This window comes from Xylanibacter muris, assembly GCF_013166605.1.
Lineage (GTDB): Bacteria > Bacteroidota > Bacteroidia > Bacteroidales > Bacteroidaceae > Prevotella > Prevotella muris.
On sequence record NZ_JABKKF010000002.1, the window covers coordinates 290,463 to 308,439 of the forward strand.

11 protein-coding genes are annotated in these 17,977 nt (G+C 41.2%); 4 read left to right on the forward strand and 7 right to left on the reverse strand.

Annotation, left to right across the window (positions count from 1 at the left end; all coding sequences use genetic code 11):
- Positions 1–75 precede the first annotated feature (75 nt).
- The 4 genes from HPS56_RS03225 to HPS56_RS03240 all read right to left on the reverse strand — a co-directional run bounded on the left by HPS56_RS03225 (position 76) and on the right by HPS56_RS03240 (position 7,622).
- Positions 76–1,968, reverse strand: a complete 1,893-nt coding sequence (locus HPS56_RS03225; RefSeq protein WP_172273741.1) for a P-loop NTPase fold protein — start codon at positions 1,966–1,968, stop codon at positions 76–78.
- A gap of 232 nt (positions 1,969–2,200) precedes the next feature.
- On the reverse strand, positions 2,201–4,132 hold the full coding sequence (locus tag HPS56_RS03230; RefSeq protein WP_172273744.1) for a DUF5689 domain-containing protein: 1,932 nt from the start codon (positions 4,130–4,132) through the stop codon (positions 2,201–2,203).
- Between the two features lie 26 nt (positions 4,133–4,158).
- Positions 4,159–5,055, reverse strand: a complete 897-nt coding sequence (locus HPS56_RS03235; protein WP_172273746.1) for a DUF5689 domain-containing protein — start codon at positions 5,053–5,055, stop codon at positions 4,159–4,161.
- Positions 5,056–5,069: 14 nt separating this feature from the next.
- A complete protein-coding gene (locus HPS56_RS03240; protein WP_172273748.1) occupies positions 5,070–7,622 on the reverse strand; it encodes a TonB-dependent receptor in 2,553 nt (850 codons plus the stop codon).
- Between the two features lie 566 nt (positions 7,623–8,188).
- On the opposite strand from HPS56_RS03240, the gene HPS56_RS03245 reads away from it, so the two are divergent.
- From HPS56_RS03245 to udk, 3 genes are all read left to right on the forward strand, one after another.
- A complete protein-coding gene (locus HPS56_RS03245) occupies positions 8,189–9,244 on the forward strand; it encodes an endonuclease/exonuclease/phosphatase family protein (protein WP_172273751.1) in 1,056 nt (351 codons plus the stop codon).
- 25 nt (positions 9,245–9,269) lie between these two features.
- Positions 9,270–9,872, forward strand: coding sequence for a uracil-DNA glycosylase family protein (locus tag HPS56_RS03250; protein ID WP_172273754.1), 603 nt, complete (start codon positions 9,270–9,272; stop codon positions 9,870–9,872).
- A 61-nt stretch (positions 9,873–9,933) separates the two neighbouring features.
- Positions 9,934–10,554 carry a uridine kinase gene (udk, locus tag HPS56_RS03255; RefSeq protein ID WP_172273757.1) on the forward strand — a complete coding sequence of 207 codons (621 nt, stop codon included), beginning with the start codon at positions 9,934–9,936 and terminating at the stop codon, positions 10,552–10,554.
- 468 nt (positions 10,555–11,022) lie between these two features.
- Here udk and HPS56_RS03260 read toward each other — a convergent pair whose 3' ends face one another.
- From HPS56_RS03260 to HPS56_RS03270, 3 genes are all read right to left on the reverse strand, one after another.
- Positions 11,023–11,319, reverse strand: a complete 297-nt coding sequence (locus HPS56_RS03260) for a RyR domain-containing protein (RefSeq protein WP_172273760.1) — start codon at positions 11,317–11,319, stop codon at positions 11,023–11,025.
- A 220-nt stretch (positions 11,320–11,539) separates the two neighbouring features.
- Positions 11,540–13,777, reverse strand: a complete 2,238-nt coding sequence (locus HPS56_RS13465) for a TIR domain-containing protein (RefSeq protein ID WP_172273763.1) — start codon at positions 13,775–13,777, stop codon at positions 11,540–11,542.
- Positions 13,778–13,946: 169 nt separating this feature from the next.
- Positions 13,947–16,712 carry an eIF2A-related protein gene (locus HPS56_RS03270; protein WP_172273766.1) on the reverse strand — a complete coding sequence of 922 codons (2,766 nt, stop codon included), beginning with the start codon at positions 16,710–16,712 and terminating at the stop codon, positions 13,947–13,949.
- Between the two features lie 658 nt (positions 16,713–17,370).
- On the opposite strand from HPS56_RS03270, the gene HPS56_RS03275 reads away from it, so the two are divergent.
- On the forward strand, positions 17,371–17,691 hold the full coding sequence (locus HPS56_RS03275; RefSeq protein WP_172273769.1) for a hypothetical protein: 321 nt from the start codon (positions 17,371–17,373) through the stop codon (positions 17,689–17,691).
- Positions 17,692–17,977: the final 286 nt, after the last annotated feature.

Consider the following 17,977-nt stretch of genomic DNA (forward strand, 5'->3'; position numbering starts at 1 on the left):
CAATAGGTAATAAAGACGAGTATAGGGGAATAATCTTGTGTTTATAGGTCATTCCCCTGTTTATGTGTTATGTGGTCAGAATGTCATAGCATGCAAATCTCCCTTACATCGCTTAATTGCACCCTCTAATGATTTTGAAATATACATAAAGGCTTCTTTTCTGACATATTCTTGTGATATAATGGTTTCATCAACTTTCTGTTTTAGCAGCTCTAACGGCTGGATGTCATCATTTGTATCATTTGTCCAACCAGCCATATTATAAGATAATTTATACCTGTTTCGTATAAAATGATTGAAGGTATATAACGATTCGTTATTCAATTCCTGAAGGCGGTTCATTAGAATATTAATATCCACATGATTAAAGATGGATACCATATCGTATGTGTGACTATGGTCTGGTACCGCCTGCTCATTTAAATCACACAAGTTCCCTACTGTTGAATCGGACAACTCTTCAAGAGTGCGAGTCATGAGATTCTTGCTCTTTCTCAATTTGTTTTCGTATTCCTCGTTGAATTTAGCACAGATGCTTGGTATTAGTTCCAATTTTTCATTGGTCATGTAGGAATCAATCCCTCTGCAAAATGCAATACGGGCATTATACACAGACTCTTCATCTTTGAATGTTTCTAAATATTCAGGCAGGGCCTCGCGTATTTTATTGAAGTCTGCATCACTAAACTTTTTTATGGCGCGAGAATCCAGATATACCAAATAAGCGATTGCATATCCCAAATGCTTCAGACTTGTTATTCTGACGTTACAAATATCTTCAATCAAGTTATTGTAAAATATTATAAACTGTTCATTACTCATAGTATAAGCTTCTTTGATTCTATCCCACGAGTGTATTTCTATAGGGGCAAAATATTCATTCTTAACATAATCCCTAATAGAATTGCCTGTGTTAAGTTCTAAAATCACTCTTTCTATAAGGTCAATTCTGAATGTTTGATAATTACTTAAGTGTTGGTAAATATTGTTATATCTTAGATGGAGGTCTCCTATTTCTGATTTCATTTGGTTTATTTCTTCCTTGGCAACCTGTAGATTTTTGAAATTATATTGAATCCATTTGTCCAAGAGATTATGATTCTTTCCACGATACTCACAATAGGATATGACATAAGATCCCAACACATGAATCATTATATTCTCATAGCGTTCATCTTCTGAAAAATCTGTCATAGATTCCTCAAAACGGCTAAAATCCCATAAAGCCTGTCGCAGAATGCGAAGATTGTTGCATTCTGTCATAGAAAAGAACTCCTCTATCTGTTTTTGATGGTTGATAACAAAATCATTCCTTGGCGTTTGATTTACAAAGCAATCAAGAGCACATTGAATATCTGTTTCAATTTCAAATTCACGGCCGATGGTCTTTTCCTTGAACTCTCCAAATACTTTTCTGTTTTCACTTTCTGTAATTTTGTTCTCATCTCCAATAATTAATAGGTGACAATGACATTGTTCAACAAAATAATTTAAATATCCCAACAACTTCTTCATGGGAACATCACATCGTTCCAAATCATCAAAAATGAGCAAGTTCCCCTTCTTTACTTGTTCGTCTTCTGATTTGAATATAGATAGCGGGTCCAAACCTATACTCATTGTTATGTCTGCATTTCCGTCATTGTTAAAATCAACCTCATGTTTGAAAACAATGCCTGATATAAATTTAACGAGAGTTTTTCCAGCCTTTGCCGCCTTACAGTATAATATGGGATAGAGGGCACGATTGATAGCTGTGGTTATTTGTTGCGTTTCACTCAATCCGTACAATGACACATATACCGGTTCGAAAACTTTCTCTATGGAATCTTTCTTCTGATATTCTTTTATCCAACTGTTGATAAAATAAGTCTTTCCACATCCCCACTTGCCTTTCAATAAAACAGCATATTGCGGATCTGGATTAATCATATATTCATTCAAAAAGTTTACTATATTATCATTCATATATATCTGATTTTGATGTTTCGAGAAAACTTATATCTGCATGATTTTTCCTCTATTGTTTTTGGGATAAATGATTTTTGGCTAAGTATAAAAAGCTCTTGCTTGTGGAAGTCATGGTTTTGCAGTATTCGGCAAAAACTGAAAAAATGAGAGTGAATCAGAATCTTGATACACCCTCATTTTGTTTGTTTCAATCTTTAATCAAAGATAATAAAGCTTGTTTGTGTTCTTTTTATTTCAATGTTACGATTATTTGGCTGATATAAAGTGCTCCAACTTTGTTGTTGGCAATTGTGAAGTACTTATAGTTGCCTGAGCTGAGGTCGAATGTCTCTGTATAGACCTTGCTGTTACCTTCTACTTTACTTGTAGACTTTGCTGTGAATGCATTTTCCGTGGGGTGGGCGGCGTTGCCGGCGTAGAAACTGTATGAAGGATCATATTTTGTTGTTGCAACAGGTGTGAAGATGATTGTCACACTCTGGATGTCGCTTCCGAATGCAGTCTGGTTGAAGATGAATCCTTGTTTTTTCTCATCAGAATCGCTTCCCTGCATTTGTATGCCCGTTCCGTTTTTACCGTCTGCAATACATATTTTTGCACCTTTATATGTTATATTGTCATAGCTCCATGTGTACCATGTGCTTGGATTAGAAACGTCCATACCGGGATATGAGTTTGTACCGAGCTCTACATCACCTATTTTGTTCTTGATGATTATGTCTGCTGTCATGCCGTCGCCAGTTACAGGAGGTTCGGGGTCTTCAGTACCTTCTACAGAGAAGTCCTTAACGTCATCGTTTGAGCGCGGAACAATCTGCGCTGCACCGTTATACAGTGTTGCAATGCCGGTTATGCTTCCGGTCTTGGTGTTGTCGATGGTGTTATTTGTGAATGTGCATCCCTGATTTGCATATACTGTAAAGTTTGTTCCCCCTGTTGTAAAGGTATGTGTGCCGGCTCCCCATTTGTTGTTTTCTGTGGTCGTGGCATTGTTCACCATGACAGTCATGCCCTGATATGCGGCAAGGTTTGCAAGGTCGGCTGCACTGATGGTCAAAGGATTTACGGTTGCCGTTCCAATCTTTTCAACGTTACACCAAGTATCGTCCTTAGCACCTGTTATCTCATACATGCCTTTGTAATCCAGTGCTTTTGCCTTACCTGCAATGAGGGTTACCTTCACTTTGTCGCCTGTCTTGAGACCGAGAGTCTTTGGCTCTACCTGACTGCCGTACAGCACAACACCCTGTCCCGGTTCTGTTGCGTTTTCCATTGCAACAAAAAGATTGTTTGTTGTGTAGTTGCCATTTTCCGTATCGTTCTGTACAACTCCCTCGAAGTAGCGGTTTGTCGTTGCATCGATAACAGTTCCCTCTGATGACATCATGCCTTTTATCTCGGCAATGGTGATAGGAGTGGCATCGCCTGCAGGAGGAACTACTGTGCCACCTTCGCCAAGGTCAATTTCCTGTCCGCCCTCGCCTGTTGTGAGTGAGATGTCGTCAAGCCGTATCGCAGAGCTTATGCCTGCTTCAAATTTGATGTAGAGTTCTCCGGTTGCCTGTTTGAGAGTGAAGTCAGACGTAGCGTATATCCAATAAGGATGATTTTGGTCTCCGTCGTTCTTTGTGTAAGTAACTGGACACCATGTCGTTCCGTCAGCACTTAATGATACTGTGAATTTAGATGCATCGAAATTGTTGTCGTATGAACCATCGCTTTCGTTTCTTAAAGAAGAACTTGCACCGAAGGTGAGTCGCAGTTTTGTCTGTTCAGAGGTAAGTGCGATCTTGTTTATAACGAAATTTGCAGACTTGCCGAAGAAGATGACGTTAGGTCCTGATGCGTTGTCGTATGCACCGGTACTGGAGATGCCGGAACTACGTACAGATGCGTTTGTTCCGCTATATGTTACATTTGATGCTCCGCTACCGTTTCTTACCCATCCTGTATATACGTCTACAAATGGTTTGTCTGAGGCGGAAGCATCGTTTCCTACGGTTTCATTATAGATATAGGCAATAGGTTCGCCTCCAGTATTGTCACCACCTGTGTTTCCACCGCCTCCCGGTATTCCGTATGGTTCTGGAACGTCGTCACATGCTGTGAATGTGAATGCGGCCATTGCGATGGCCATGATTGAAAAAATCTTTTTATTCATAAATATAGTTGTATTTAGTATTGTTATTATTCTGTAACTTCCTGTATGTCTGAATACTCGCGCAGCAATACCTGCCAAGTGGTGCCATAACGTGTGAAAATGCCGGTTATGTTAACGTTTCCCTGGGGCATTACGACACCTGCAAAGTCGGCATACAGGCTCGTGCGCATTACAAACTGATTTTCGCTGTATCCCTGTATCGCCCAGCTCTTGCCGTTTCCGTATTCCCTTACTTCGTCTGTATCGGGGCAGAACACATTTACACCGTCAGCATTTCCTATTCTGACGTTTTTTACAGTCATGAGTTTTCCGTTGTTTTCTTCAATGTAGTTTTTGTCGGAAACTTTGCTGAGGTCGAATACTTCCGGCTCGACCTTAGACGCGTCTGCTGTTCCCAGGAGCTTGAAATGCTGATGCCATAGCGAACGTGCAATCCTGTTCGGTGTGGTTCTTATATTACCGCTTTTCGACTTGCTTGTATAAGGCATTCCTATTTGCGGCTGGAATCCGTAGCATCCTATATACAGGTCCTTTAAATTGACTAATATTTCCTGACCTACAGGCAGGTATGAATAAAGTCCGCCCTGACCTATGCAGATCAGTATTGCTCCGGTTTCATCCTTTACGGAAATCTGGTTGTAGATATTCCCTTCTATATCGTTTCCCGTCACACGCACTTTTATCTGCACGTCTTCCTTTATGCGTGCGGTGTCGTGCTGGTTTTTCAATGTTGCGGCATACAGGCTTTTCAGTTCCTTTATGGAAATAAGCTTGTTCGCATCTTCCTCTATAGAGTTGTTGCCGTATGCGTTCTTAGTGTCCGGAGCATTCCAGTCTGTGTCGAATCCGTAGTCTTCGCCACCCATACATCCTGCCAGGACTGTGCATACAAATGCTGTGAGGATATATTTGATCTTTTTCATGTTCATTTCAGTGTTTAGAATTTATATGTTATGTTCAGCATTCCGTTTGTTCCGTATGCATAGAACTTCATGGGGTTCTTTGAGAACTTGTAGGTTCGCGCGTTTCCGCTTTGCGTATAGTCGCTGCGGCTTTGCTCGTATCCTCCTGTCACAATATCGCGGTTGTTGAGAACGTTTGTAAGTGTCAGGTTGATAGACAGCGATCCGCGCTTCAGGTAAATGCTTCGGCCGATAGATGCATCGAGCATGAATCCTCCCTTGCCTTCGGCTTGGTCGAGCACGCCGGGAAGGATGTTGTCCTGTGCATCGAACACGTCTTTGTATGCTTCATGACGGTTTTTAAGTGAGCTTGCATACCTGAAGCTTGGAGAATATGACAGGAAGATTCGGTCGTAGTAGTTGCCGTTGAGGTCGATATACCATCCGTTTGAATGATAGCTCAGGCCGAGGCTCATTGCCGTGAGCGGTGTGCCGTTTTCGCGCATATCCTTATTGTAGCATATCTCTTCCGTGTATTTTGCAGATGTGGAGTTCATGTAGCGCACTGTTGAGTTGTCGGCATATTTAGCCTCGCTCATCTGTCCGAGAAGCTTTACGCTCCATGCAGAGTTGAGTTTTATGTTTGCGCCAAGTTCCACTCCGTAGTACTCTTTCTCAACATCGGTGAACGAAATGTATGTGAATGAGTTCACGTCATCATAATAGAAGTTCTGCCATTCCGTTCCGTCCTTCACGCGTGAGTAGTATCCGCTGAGCGATAGGTTCAGCCATGACGAGCGTAGCTGATATCCGAGTTCGGCAGACATTACCTTTTCGTTTTTAAGGTTTGTTACGAAGTCGTTGTTGATTTCCGGAGCGGCGAACGATGCGGAAGGGGTGGGGGTGCGCAGTTCATATCCGATGCCGAGTGCTATGGTGTTGCCTCGTCCGAGGTTTATGTTGGCTCCGGCCTTTGCCCCTCCGTCGAGGAATCTTGCCGTGCCGCTCTTGCCGAACGAGTTGTCCTTGGCGAGTCCGTTGCGCATCTTGCCGTCACGCTGCATAGAAGTGGCTCCTACGCGTCCGCTTACGAAAGCGTGGAAAGAGCGGAGTGTTGTCTTGTAGGTCGCCCATGCGTTGGCCTTGTCTACGAGGATATTGTAGTTGTAGCCGAACTTGTCGCCCTCGCGCACCTCGCCGTTGGGATTATTCAGGTCGTATTGAATCTCGTCGGAGCCTGTGGGGTATGTACCGAGTGCGTATGTGTTTATATTATGGTAAATGCCGGCTCCGAGAAGATCCTCCATTGTCTGGTAGTGCATGCCCTTTGTAGTCGACAGGGCTATTCCGAGATTGAGCGTGGAGTTTTTCGACAGCTCGGTCTGGAGTGAGGATGAGAGATTGAGCACAAACTGGTCGTTGTTCTTTGCCTGTATGTAGTACATGGCGTCCTTGCCCTGTGCGGCAAGCTGCTGGTTGGAGTAGTAGAGACGGTCCCAGTTTATCTGGCGGTTGGCCTTTGACTCCGTCCAGAAGTTGTATGAAGTCTGCCAGTCTGCAAGATTCTGGTCAGTACGGTTGAGAACATTCGTCTCGTCCCATACGTCATAGAAGTTTGACGGCAGGTTTTTCCAATAGTTCGGATGCGGGTTGTCCGAGTTGCTGTAGTTGAGCTTTGTGCTTTTATAGTGGCTGTATTTTCCGCTGAGTGCCGTTGTAAGCTTCATGTCGTCGCTGATTTTCCAGTCCCATGTCAGCAGGGCTGTCGGTGCGTAGTCGTTCACGACGCGTGAGTTGCGCTTCTTTCCGTTCTGATATCCCCAGTAGGGGTTGTAGTAGCGGTCGTTTGCCAGCCAATATACCTCGTCTGTGGCGGCACCCTGTGATGCGCGTTCCGTGGGGTTGCCCCATGTGACGAGCGACAGGCTGTGATTGTCGTTGATGACCTTTTCAACCCCGAGGAAGTATGACAGCGAGTTGTAGAATGTGCCTTCCACATATCCGCGGTCTGCCCAGCGGTACATCACACCGGCAGACAGCGCCCATCCCTTTTCGTTGATACCGGTGTTGTATGTGTATCCTGCGCGCAGGGTGTAGTTGCGGTTGGCTCCGCTGAGGGTCACGCGGTTGCCCACGGGCTGTGACGACGGGCGGAAGTTGTAGTTGTTCGAGCCTCCCATTGCCGACATCGCGAAGTTGTTGTTTTCGAACGGCAGGGCAAACTCCACGTTGCGTGTCTGTGCGTTCAGTCCTCCGATCATCGAATAGCGGAACTGTCCCGACTCGACGTCGTTCATTGGTGCGCCGTTGATGTAGATTTCATTATACTTCTGGTTGAAGGCACGGTATCTGAACCTTACCGGGCTGAACAGGTAGCCCACCTGGCTTGCGTAAAGATTACTGTTGGAATTGATGATGCTTACGTTCTGCGACATGTCATCGTCCTCTCCGAGCTGTGCCTCAGTGAAAGTGAAGGCCTGTTCCGACTGTTCTGAATCTTTCTGTGTTTGCGTTTCGATTGTGTTTTGTGCAAACACAGGTGCAGAGCAGCATAGAGCCATCATTGCTAATTTCAGCGTTTTCTGCATAGAGTATTATTTTAATAAAAAATTTGTAATATGATGCAAAGTAACAAAAAAATATTTAATGCTCAAAAGCTTTTTTATTAAAAAACTGTCGGGCACCATGTTTTGACGTGTATTTTGAACGTAGTATGCCATCCGCTGTGTGTAAAGAATAGGATGACGGAAAGCGGATGGCAAATGTTAAAAGTGTATTTGGCCTGAATACAGAGTGTATGTAGGCTGAATACACAGTGTATCCAGCCTACATACACAGTGTATATGGCCTGAATACACTTTATGAATAGTATGGCTGTTTTTTGCATATTGGCATAATTTCTTATCTTTGTTATATATTTACTTGGCCGTGGTGATACTGTCGAGGCCAGATGCTGCGGCTCCGGTCTTTGCCTCCGGTGTGTCCGCCTGAATAATCTTTGCTCAAAGCCCTATATTAAGGTATATATATTGTCATATTTGCATGTTTGCCGTGCAGATGTAAGAAAAATGAATAAAAAACTTGTCAAGGCATGGTTGTTTCGTCAAAATTGACGATATTTGCATCCAAAATTTAAAACATCATATAATACAAAATGAAAAAGCTATTCTCATTATTGGCGTTGGTGCTGTTTGTAAGTGTCGGCACAATGCAGGCCCAGCAGAAGAAATACTCTGTATATGCGGCCGGTTTTTATAATTTGGAGAACTTGTTTGATACATGTCACGATGCCGGAAAGAACGATTATGAATTTCTTCCTGACGGTTCATATAAATGGAACGGCATAAAGTATTCCCATAAGCTGCGTAACCTTTCGAAAGTGCTTGCAGACATGGGCACCGACATGATGTCGAAGAATATAGGCTGCGCCTTTATCGGAGTGTCTGAGGTGGAGAACGCCAAGGTGCTGACCGATCTTCTCAATACAGAGCCTGTAAGTGAGAGAGGATATAGGTTTGCTCACATTGAAGGTCCCGACCGCCGCGGTGTAGACTGTGCGCTGTTGTATAATCCGCGCCTGTTTGACGTAAAGGACATACACCTTTATCCCTTTGTACAGGAACTGGCCAAGGACAGCAACTACCATACACGCGGATTCCTTACAGTCAAGGGTATTATGGCCGGTGAGCCTCTGGCTGTAATAGTATGCCATCTGCCGAGCCGTTTCAACGGTTCCCAATACCGCGAGTCGGGTGCGCGTCAGATGCGTCATCTGAAGGATTCGCTTATGAAGGCCGAGCCGGGACTGAAGGTGCTCGTGATGGGCGACATGAATGACGACCCGATGGACAAGAGCATGGCGTACGGCCTTGGTGGAAAGAGGAATATTAAGGATGTGAAAGAGGGCGACATGTATAATCCATGGTGGAATATACTTGCCAAGGAGGGCAAGGGCACGCTGGCCTATAACGGAAGCTGGAACCTCTTCGACCAGATACTGATATCCCACAATCTTGTGAACAGTGACGGGGCAAAAGACTATTCGGAGCTGAAATATCTTAAGCATCAGATATTCCGCAGGGACTACCTGATACAGCAGGAGGGCAAGTATAAGGGGAATCCTAAGCGTACGCATGCCGGCGGGGTGTGGCTTGACGGATACAGCGACCATTTGCCGGTGGTCATGTATCTTGTGAAGGAGCAGAAATGACATCCGCCATTCAAAAGAACCATATATGGACAGTCAGATAGAGGCGCATCCTTTTGAGCCGTTTCTTCCGGATAATGCCCGGCTTCTTATGCTGGGCACCTTTCCGCCTGCGGCCCACCGGTGGTGTATGAGGTTTTATTACCCTAATTTCACAAACGACATGTGGCGTATATTCGGTGTGTGCTTTTACGGCGACAAGATGCATTTTGTCAGGCAGGAGGAAAAGACGTATGACCTTGACGCCATCAAGCCTTTTCTTGTAGGGAAAGGGATTGCGATGTATGATACAGCCGCAAAGGTCATAAGGACAAGGAACACCGCTTCAGACAAGGACCTCCGGATAGTGGAGCCGGCTGACCTCGATGCCATGTTGTGCCGTCTTCGCCATTGTGTGGCCGTGATTACCGCCGGGCAGCTTGCCACGGAAGTGTTTTGCCGAATGTTTGGCATCAGTGTGCCGAAAGTGGGGGAGTATAGTGAATTTGAGTTTGTCCCTTCTTCGGATACCGGTCTAAGGCGGATCATACGCCTGTACCGTATGCCGAGTTCCTCAAGGGCTTATCCCATGAAGGTGGAGAATAAGGCAGCATATTATAATAAGGTGTTTGCATGGCTCCGTATGCTGTAGCGGAAGTCTTGCGTGACAGAGAGTTTTGGAATATATATAATAAAAGAATAACCGTATAGAAATGACTATAATCGGAGTTGCAGGTGGCACCGGTTCGGGAAAGACCACCGTAGTGAAAAAGATTGCAGACGCGCTGCCCCCTCATTGTGTGGCTGTCGTGCCGCTTGACTCGTATTATAACGATACCTCTCACATGACAGAGGAGGAGCGTCATGCCATAAATTTCGACCATCCGGATGCTTTCGACTGGAAACTGCTTATAGAGCATATCAAGGCATTGAAGGCCGGAGAGGCCGTTGAGCAGCCGACATATTCATATATTAAGTGCAACCGTTTGCCGGAGACTGTTCATGTAGACCCTAAACCGGTGATAATCATAGAGGGGATAATGACGCTTCTCAACAAGAAATTGCGCGATATGATGGATCTCAGGATCTTTGTCGATACGGATTCCGACGAGCGGCTGATAAGAAACATACGCAGGGATGTGGTGGAGCGCGGACGCACTGTCGGGATGGTGATAGACAGATATCTTGATGTATTGAAACCGATGCACGAGCAGTTTATCGAGCCTACGAAGAAATACGCCGACTTGATTGTGCCTCAGGGCGGTGAGAACAAGAAAGGAATACACATACTGAAGACATATATCGAGGGTATCGTGCCTCACCAGAAGGGTTGACAGAGAAAAACTGTCAGCCCTTGTATGCTTTAGTTTGACATAGGGATATTACCTTTCGTGGGATTATATCAAAATTTTGGAACAGCCTCCTTTTAGTTGATGTTGTCTTCGTTTTGACATTTTGTCTTTCTCCCTCACTACTTTGGATAGCATGAGCCTACCTATATTTTTCTCTCTGCTATATCGATTCATTTAGAAACTATTTTAGTTTTTTTCTTCTCATCAATACGATAAGCGAGATTTCCAATATTCTCTGATTATAAGATTGATGAAAACTTATATGTATAGATGCTGCCCCTTACACCAATAAAGGCAAAACACAAAAATGCAAGATTCTATTTTTTAAGATAAAATCTTGCATTTTGCATGTATAAATTCTTGTCGAAAGAATATATTGTCAGATTATCAACCTTCTATAGAAACTTATCCTGTTCTCTCGCTCATGAAGTTGTTCTGTCCCACGGGTGATCATTCTTTCTTAATTATTTTGAAACCAAGTTTCATGATAAGTTTTAATGTTTCTTGAGAAGTTTTACGATCATATTCTTTCTCCGTCTCAGTCAGTTCTTCGTATGGTACAAGACAAGGATGGTGTTTTTTTGTATCATCACGTTCTTCTCCATACGTCCAACCATCCTTTATGCGGTTTTCAGACCACACTTCATGCACATTCTTCGCTATTTCTTCAGCCAGTGAGGCCAATTCCTTTGGCAGTACCACATCCTTTGTATCTATAGGCAGTGGAATGTAATTGTTTTTGTTCATTGTTTTATGTTGTTTTGTTAGTTACTATATAGAGAGGGTATGAGTAGGTGAATTCTATCATATTCTATTCACAATTCTTCATAGACTTTTCTAATGATGGTTGAATATAGTGACAGCTTCTTTAGCTTCATGATGACCTTGCTTTATAGTCTTTAAGTATCATCATATTGTTTATTCAAAGTGCTGTGACATACCGCAACATTCTTTGAGATAGTGTCCTTCAATAATTATTATCAATACAAATTATCCTCGCAGGATTACCAACAATAGTTGCTCTTGCAGGAACATCATGCAGAACGACAGCACCACATCCTATCATTGCCCATTCACCAATAGTTATGCCACAGCGTATTACTGCACCGGCACCGATTGAGGCACCATTGCACACTCGTGTAGTTTTCAATTCCCAGTCATCTTTTTGTACCTGCAAACCATCAGAACGTCTTATTGCACGTGGGTACATATCATTGGTGAATGATACATTTGTTCCAACAAAAACTCCGTCTTCTAAGGTGACACCTTCGTAAATGGAGTTGTTGTTCTGAATCTTACAGTATTTGCCTATTGTTACTCCATTGTCGATATGCACATTGTGATGAATCTTGCAGTAATCACCAATAGTTACATTGTTTCCAATAGTACTATCAGCCTCTATTATCACACCTTTTCCTATAGTGACACCCTTACCAACATTCGCTATCAGACGTTCACCAAGTCTCTTGGCTATGTCGTATGACTCAGGTGTGAGAAGATTTGATATGAGAGTATGCAAATCATAGACGGGTGTAAAATGTATCTTTGATATTTCCAAATAACCGTCACTGGCTGCATCATGCATATTCTTCATCTGTTCATACAGCGATGGCTCGTCAGGAAGATGCAAAGCTGTGTATGATAGAATCTCTATCTCCAGACGTTCGCTTTTGATGATTCCAATCTCAAACACACCGTGATTCTCTTCACTTACAAGTTGGCGTTTTGCACCTACTTCTTCCTCAATAGCACGGAAAAGAATCTGGTTAATGTCAAGATGTACAGTTCCATCGCTTGATATGACTATGTGATTATTCTTGTCTTTAGCGGAGTCTTTTAGCAGGCTTACAGTTTCGTCGTATGAAAAATGCCACATATCGCCAGAAGATATTTTTTCAGATCTTTTTGTCCACATAAGGTTAGGGACACCTTTATGATATGCAGCTATGAAGCCACCTAAGCCAAGTGAGCAGAGGAATGGTGCCAAAGGCTTTATGTCTGCCACACTTTCAATAACAAATGGAGTGGCATCGATTGAACATAGGATGTGGTACATTTCTGTCATACACTTGAATGTAAAGTAGTCAGAATAGTACAACTGGACATCAATAAACGGATCCTCTACATTTGTTGTTCTTGTATCTGTTATTTCATAAACTCCAAGTTCTGTGCCGTTAAACATTGTCTTTTTATGTAATAGATCGTCAATGAAAGAACAGGCTACCATTTTTTGTACAAGTATGAGGAACGTGTCTATGTTCATACATTCAGGAGCAGGAAGTGTGATTGTGGCGTATTTGATATCCTTTGTGTTTGCAAGAAACCAATCATGCAACTTTTTCAATGGATAAATATCTTGATGTGTGTTAAGGAATGATCGTAACGCATTAATCAGTTCTTCATTGTCGGGTTTGCGTTCTGAAAGATGCCTTTCAACTTCAGGTATTTTGTTTTTGTCATCTTCATTCGCTTTCTTGAAGAAATGATTCTCCTCTAACTTCTTGTAGTATTCCTGTGGAACTTCCATAATCAACGATTTGTTGATGACTCTCAATTGCATGTTGTTGTTTGTCAGTACTTCATTCCTATCTGTGCCACACAATTTCATGTAGTTGCCGAAAGGAGTGTATCTGCGAAGTAATTTCTGGAGTGCGATGCGAATGAGAAAGATGTTTTGGTCATCAAAAACTGTAAAACCGTGTGATTTATTTGTCAAGGCTGATAACTGTGCTTTTTTCTTCTCGTCGTGTATAGCCTCTTGGATGTCTCTCTGATAAACCGCAGTTTCTTTTGTATCAAGCCATTGTATCTTTTCAACATATTTAGCAATCCTTGATGTTTTCAGATCTATAGGCTCGTGTGGATAGAACAAAATCCTTTTTCCTTTCTTTACGGCATGTCCCAATTCTTCATTTATTATGAAATCAGAATTCTCTACTTCCTTAGAATAAATTAGCAAGAAAAAGGCTGATGACTCTATTCCCTTATGGATTCTTCGTGTATAGTCCTTTCCTACATCCTCATGAAGCTCATCCATATCAAACCATGTGGATATGTTATGATTCCGGTCGTTCAACTCTGCGGCTAAGCGTGAGACAAATTGCACTTTATCACGTTTATAACTGATGAACACATCCCTTTTGCCATCAATGATTTCAAGTTCAATCTTTTTACCGTTAAACTTGAATGCTTGTTTATTTTCCATAATGATATATCTGATTTTGTTAGTAAATTACGTGAGTTCGACTTGGTAATCTTTTCTATAAGGTAATGGTATAAGCATCCTTGTCGATGTTATCTATTCCCTCACGGTTATCATCCGTCATCAGCTTGCGTAGTTTCAGCTCTTCCAAAACGAACGTTTTATATTATATTCATTCCAAATAATATGTTTTTCTATCTTCTTTAGAAAGCTTATATCCATTTAGTTTTTTCAAAGTTTCATCTATAAGATTCTGTTGGTCTGGAATGTGCAAGATACGGAGAATATCATTATTGGTTACAACAATGTGTTCGTTATCAAAACAGAATTGGACAGAGCTTGCATCAAATTCAAATTTAAAAATACTTATACATTGTCCATCCTCTGTATTCCATACACGAACGGAGAAATCTTTTGATGTTGTGACAATACGTTTGCCATTGGAGCTAAACATAGCAGATTGCACCCATGAAGTATGCCCATCAAGTGATTTTATGCATCTGCCACTATTTACATCCCAAATCCGCACAGTATTATCCCGCGATGAGGTAACAATATGTTTGCCATCGGGGCTGAAATTGGCGGAACATACTATGTCCGTATGCCCTTTAAATGTTTTTATGCAATTACCACTCTTTGCGTCCCATAGACATACCGTTTTATCTTCTGACGCAGTAACAATATATTCACCGTCCGGGCAGAACTGGGCTGCGGTGACAGAATGCGTGTGTCCATCCAAGGTTGCCACAATTCTCTCACTTTTTATATCCCAAACCAATGCGATATTGCCGGCTGTTTCATAAGGCCATCCAATAGCTGCAACTACACATTTACCGTCCGGACTAAAATGTAACGAATTGACTTTATTTGCATATCCTTTTAGGACGGCAATACATTTATGGCTATTGGCATCCAAAACACGGATAGTATGATCTCTTAATGCCATAGCAATAAACATTCCATTAGGACTATAATGTGCAACATCTACATCTTCCAATCCTTCGTTTAACGTTTTACTCCATTTTTTAGTCTCTATATCCCAAATTCTTGTGAGACCATAGGGTGGCACTATAATAATGGATTTGTTGTCAGGGCTCAAATGTATGGAATTAACCCAAAGCCCTTTTTCAAGACATATGTTAATATGTTCGTGAACTTCTGTACTATAAATCCCGATATTATTATCCGAACTCACTATTATGTGTTTGCCATCAGGATTATAAAAAGAATTATGAGGCAATCCTGTACATAAAGGAATAACCTGCATGCTTTTTCCGCTATTCGCATCCCATATCCGCACGGTGTTATCCCATGACGAGGAGATAACAAACTTACCGTCAAAACTATATTGTAGTGAACTGAGAAGCTTGGTTTGGCCATCAAGAATACTGATACATTCTCCATCATCTAAATTCAAGATTGCCGCTCTTTCACGATTATACCTAAAGGCAATGGTTTTCCTGTCTGGACTGAGCCGAATATATTTTGAAATAGTATAAGTTTCATCCTGCACCCAGTGGTACTCTCTTTTTCTTTTGTCAAGAAGGTAAGCCTTATATGCAGAAATTCGTGTTCCGCCCTTTAAGTCCCAAATACTTATAATGTTATCTCTTGTTGCAGTAACAATATGATTACCATCAGAATTGAAACAACAAAAAAAGACAATATCTGATACCTCTATGGAACAGATATATTTATTGTTGTCCATATCAATAACTGACACCTCGTTTTCTGCTGCGATTGCCATCTTTTTTTTATCTTGGGAAAACTGTATGTCGGAAACTTCTTCGTAAAATCCTTTTGTTCCATTCTCTAAATCCCATATTCCTACAGTATTATCCTGAGACCTTGTAATGATAACCTTACCATTTGGGCAAAATTGACAAGATAGCACGTCACTTTTATGTCCTTCGAGTACATTTATACATTCTCCATTCTTTGTATCCCATATGCGAATGGTTTTATCTTCTGATGTTGTGACGATACGTTCTCCATCCGGGCTGAACACCACAGAATGTATTATACCAGAATGTCCTTCAAGTGTTTTTATGATTTTCCCGGTTTCAACTTCCCAGATATCAACGACATAGGGCATTCCCAAAATAATAGAAGCTATGAATTTTCCGTCTGGACTGATTTGTATATCGCGTAAGTAAGTGTGTCTTGTAAGAACCCTTTCGAGTTGTTCGCTTTTTTTATTTAAAAATCGGAGGGCGTCGTATGCTTCATGTGTGAATGGTCTTTCTGGGGTGCTGATGTTCTTTGGATACACTTCTGACACTAAAGCCAAAGCTCTGAGGCATTCGTTCCCGATTCCGCCAGACGGGTCTCCCTCTTCCGCCAAAACAATAGCTTCTTTGGCAATATAGCGGGATTGAACAGCAAGCAATTTATCACGTTCTTCCTTAATCCGTTGTTTTTCCTTTTCTTCCATTATACAATATCGCTGCCATAAATCATCTATTTTTAGATCCAACATCTTTGCAATGATTTTCACAGATGCATAATCCCTACCAAGTTCATTAATATTGGCAGCTAAAAGCTCTGTTTTTTTCTTAAGAGCATCAGGAAAACATTCATTTTCAGAATTTGGCTCACCAGCTACAATAAACGGAAGTATCCTATTATTGTTTGAGATAGAGACTTTTGAGAAGAAATTAATTTCATCATTAACATATTTAGAAGTTCGTGAATTAGGAGAACATATCACTATCAAGAACTGTGAATTTTCCAAGGCATGGTGAATATTATCTGTTAAGACGCCTAATTCCAAATCAGTTTCATCTCTAAATATTGGTCTGACATATTCCGGCAAATCAGGTCTTTTTTCTTGTAAATAAACAGGAACTCTAAAAGACTCCAATTTTTCATGTAGCCATTTGGCGTGCTCTTTGTCCTTGTGACTATAGCTAATGAAAGCAAGATAAGTTTTTGTCATGTTTTATTTTAGATTGTGAACGATTTTATATAAACGTTTGAAGAATAAACATTTAACAAAGTATCTGAAAAGTAATGGTAACGACTTGGCAACCGTGCGATTTTCAGCGTTTTGCGGTGCTATGCTGTCAAATAACTCTTTCAGATACAAAAGTAATTAAATCCTTTGAGTAGCCAAAGAGTTTAACTACTTTTCATGTCACTCAATTGTTTTATATTTCTGGTTCTGGCTATTTGGCTTATCCGGAATAGTCATTTGAAGCCTTGTTCCGATAAACGAGCAATATATTTTTACGGCCCCATCTTCTATCGTTCACTCCAAGCATATCAGCTATTTCAACTACACTTTTGAGTTCTGCATATACAACGACCTATGGTCAGTCTCATACGCAGTCTTATAATGGAGCCGCAGCGTATGCAGCTCGACAACAAGCAAATGCAAATTATAGTGCTTATGCAAATAATCAGACGGAAATAAGAGAACAAATTAACGCATTATATATAAAAACAATACTATAAAGGATGGCGTAGAATATTCTAGTTTCTTCAATATTAAGTATAAAAAGATTGACCATCTTAAAGTAGAATTTAAAATAAATGGAATATCATTCCCTTTTATATATTAAATTGCGTTTTTGTCTGCATGAAAGTTGTTTATAATGAATAACTCTATAGAGAATATTATGGATATTGATGAAATTCTTCTAATTATCGATAAGGCGCGAACAGGTATAGTCCTTGCTATAAAGTGCCGTGATAGTCGTAAAAGAGACAAGCAAATCAAAGAAGCAAAATTAAAAGCACAGGAATTAATAGAGCCATTTGAGGCTGAAATTAAATATTTGTGCAATTTTGAAAACAATGGCATGGATGATTTGTTCTCATGGGGATTTATAGAAGATGACTTAGATAAAGTGTATAACATATTATCAGAGATTGATAAAAACAATAGAAACAGGCAATTAATCGACCAATGCTAAGCCTGATATGCAAAGGTTATAAATTCATGTTATAAGTATGAAATATACAAAAAAAATCAGAAAGTAGCTTGAATCAGAGAAGTGGATTCAAGCAGTTAGAAAGTTGTGGTTAATAGCTCAACTATTGACAAGTTTACTAACTTTAAATGAAGAGGCATTGAGATATTGGTAGCAACCGAACATTGCTAATGAGATTACTCTCAATCTTGCGCTTCCAGGGGCTTACGAAGATATAAAAGAATCGTAGGAATCCCCAGAAGGTAAACACTTGATTTAACCTTCTCAA

Coding starts and splice junctions, on each gene's coding strand:
- HPS56_RS03225 (WP_172273741.1), bottom strand. CDS start 1,968: ATGAATGATAATATAGTAAACTTTTTGAATGAATATATGATTAATCCA.
- HPS56_RS03230 (WP_172273744.1), bottom strand. CDS start 4,132: ATGAATAAAAAGATTTTTTCAATCATGGCCATCGCAATGGCCGCATTC.
- HPS56_RS03235 (WP_172273746.1), bottom strand. CDS start 5,055: ATGAAAAAGATCAAATATATCCTCACAGCATTTGTATGCACAGTCCTG.
- HPS56_RS03240 (WP_172273748.1), bottom strand. CDS start 7,622: ATGCAGAAAACGCTGAAATTAGCAATGATGGCTCTATGCTGCTCTGCA.
- HPS56_RS03245 (WP_172273751.1), top strand. CDS start 8,189: ATGAAAAAGCTATTCTCATTATTGGCGTTGGTGCTGTTTGTAAGTGTC.
- HPS56_RS03250 (WP_172273754.1), top strand. CDS start 9,270: ATGGACAGTCAGATAGAGGCGCATCCTTTTGAGCCGTTTCTTCCGGAT.
- udk (WP_172273757.1), top strand. CDS start 9,934: ATGACTATAATCGGAGTTGCAGGTGGCACCGGTTCGGGAAAGACCACC.
- HPS56_RS03260 (WP_172273760.1), bottom strand. CDS start 11,319: ATGAACAAAAACAATTACATTCCACTGCCTATAGATACAAAGGATGTG.
- HPS56_RS13465 (WP_172273763.1), bottom strand. CDS start 13,777: ATGGAAAATAAACAAGCATTCAAGTTTAACGGTAAAAAGATTGAACTT.
- HPS56_RS03270 (WP_172273766.1), bottom strand. CDS start 16,712: ATGACAAAAACTTATCTTGCTTTCATTAGCTATAGTCACAAGGACAAA.
- HPS56_RS03275 (WP_172273769.1), top strand. CDS start 17,371: ATGAATAACTCTATAGAGAATATTATGGATATTGATGAAATTCTTCTA.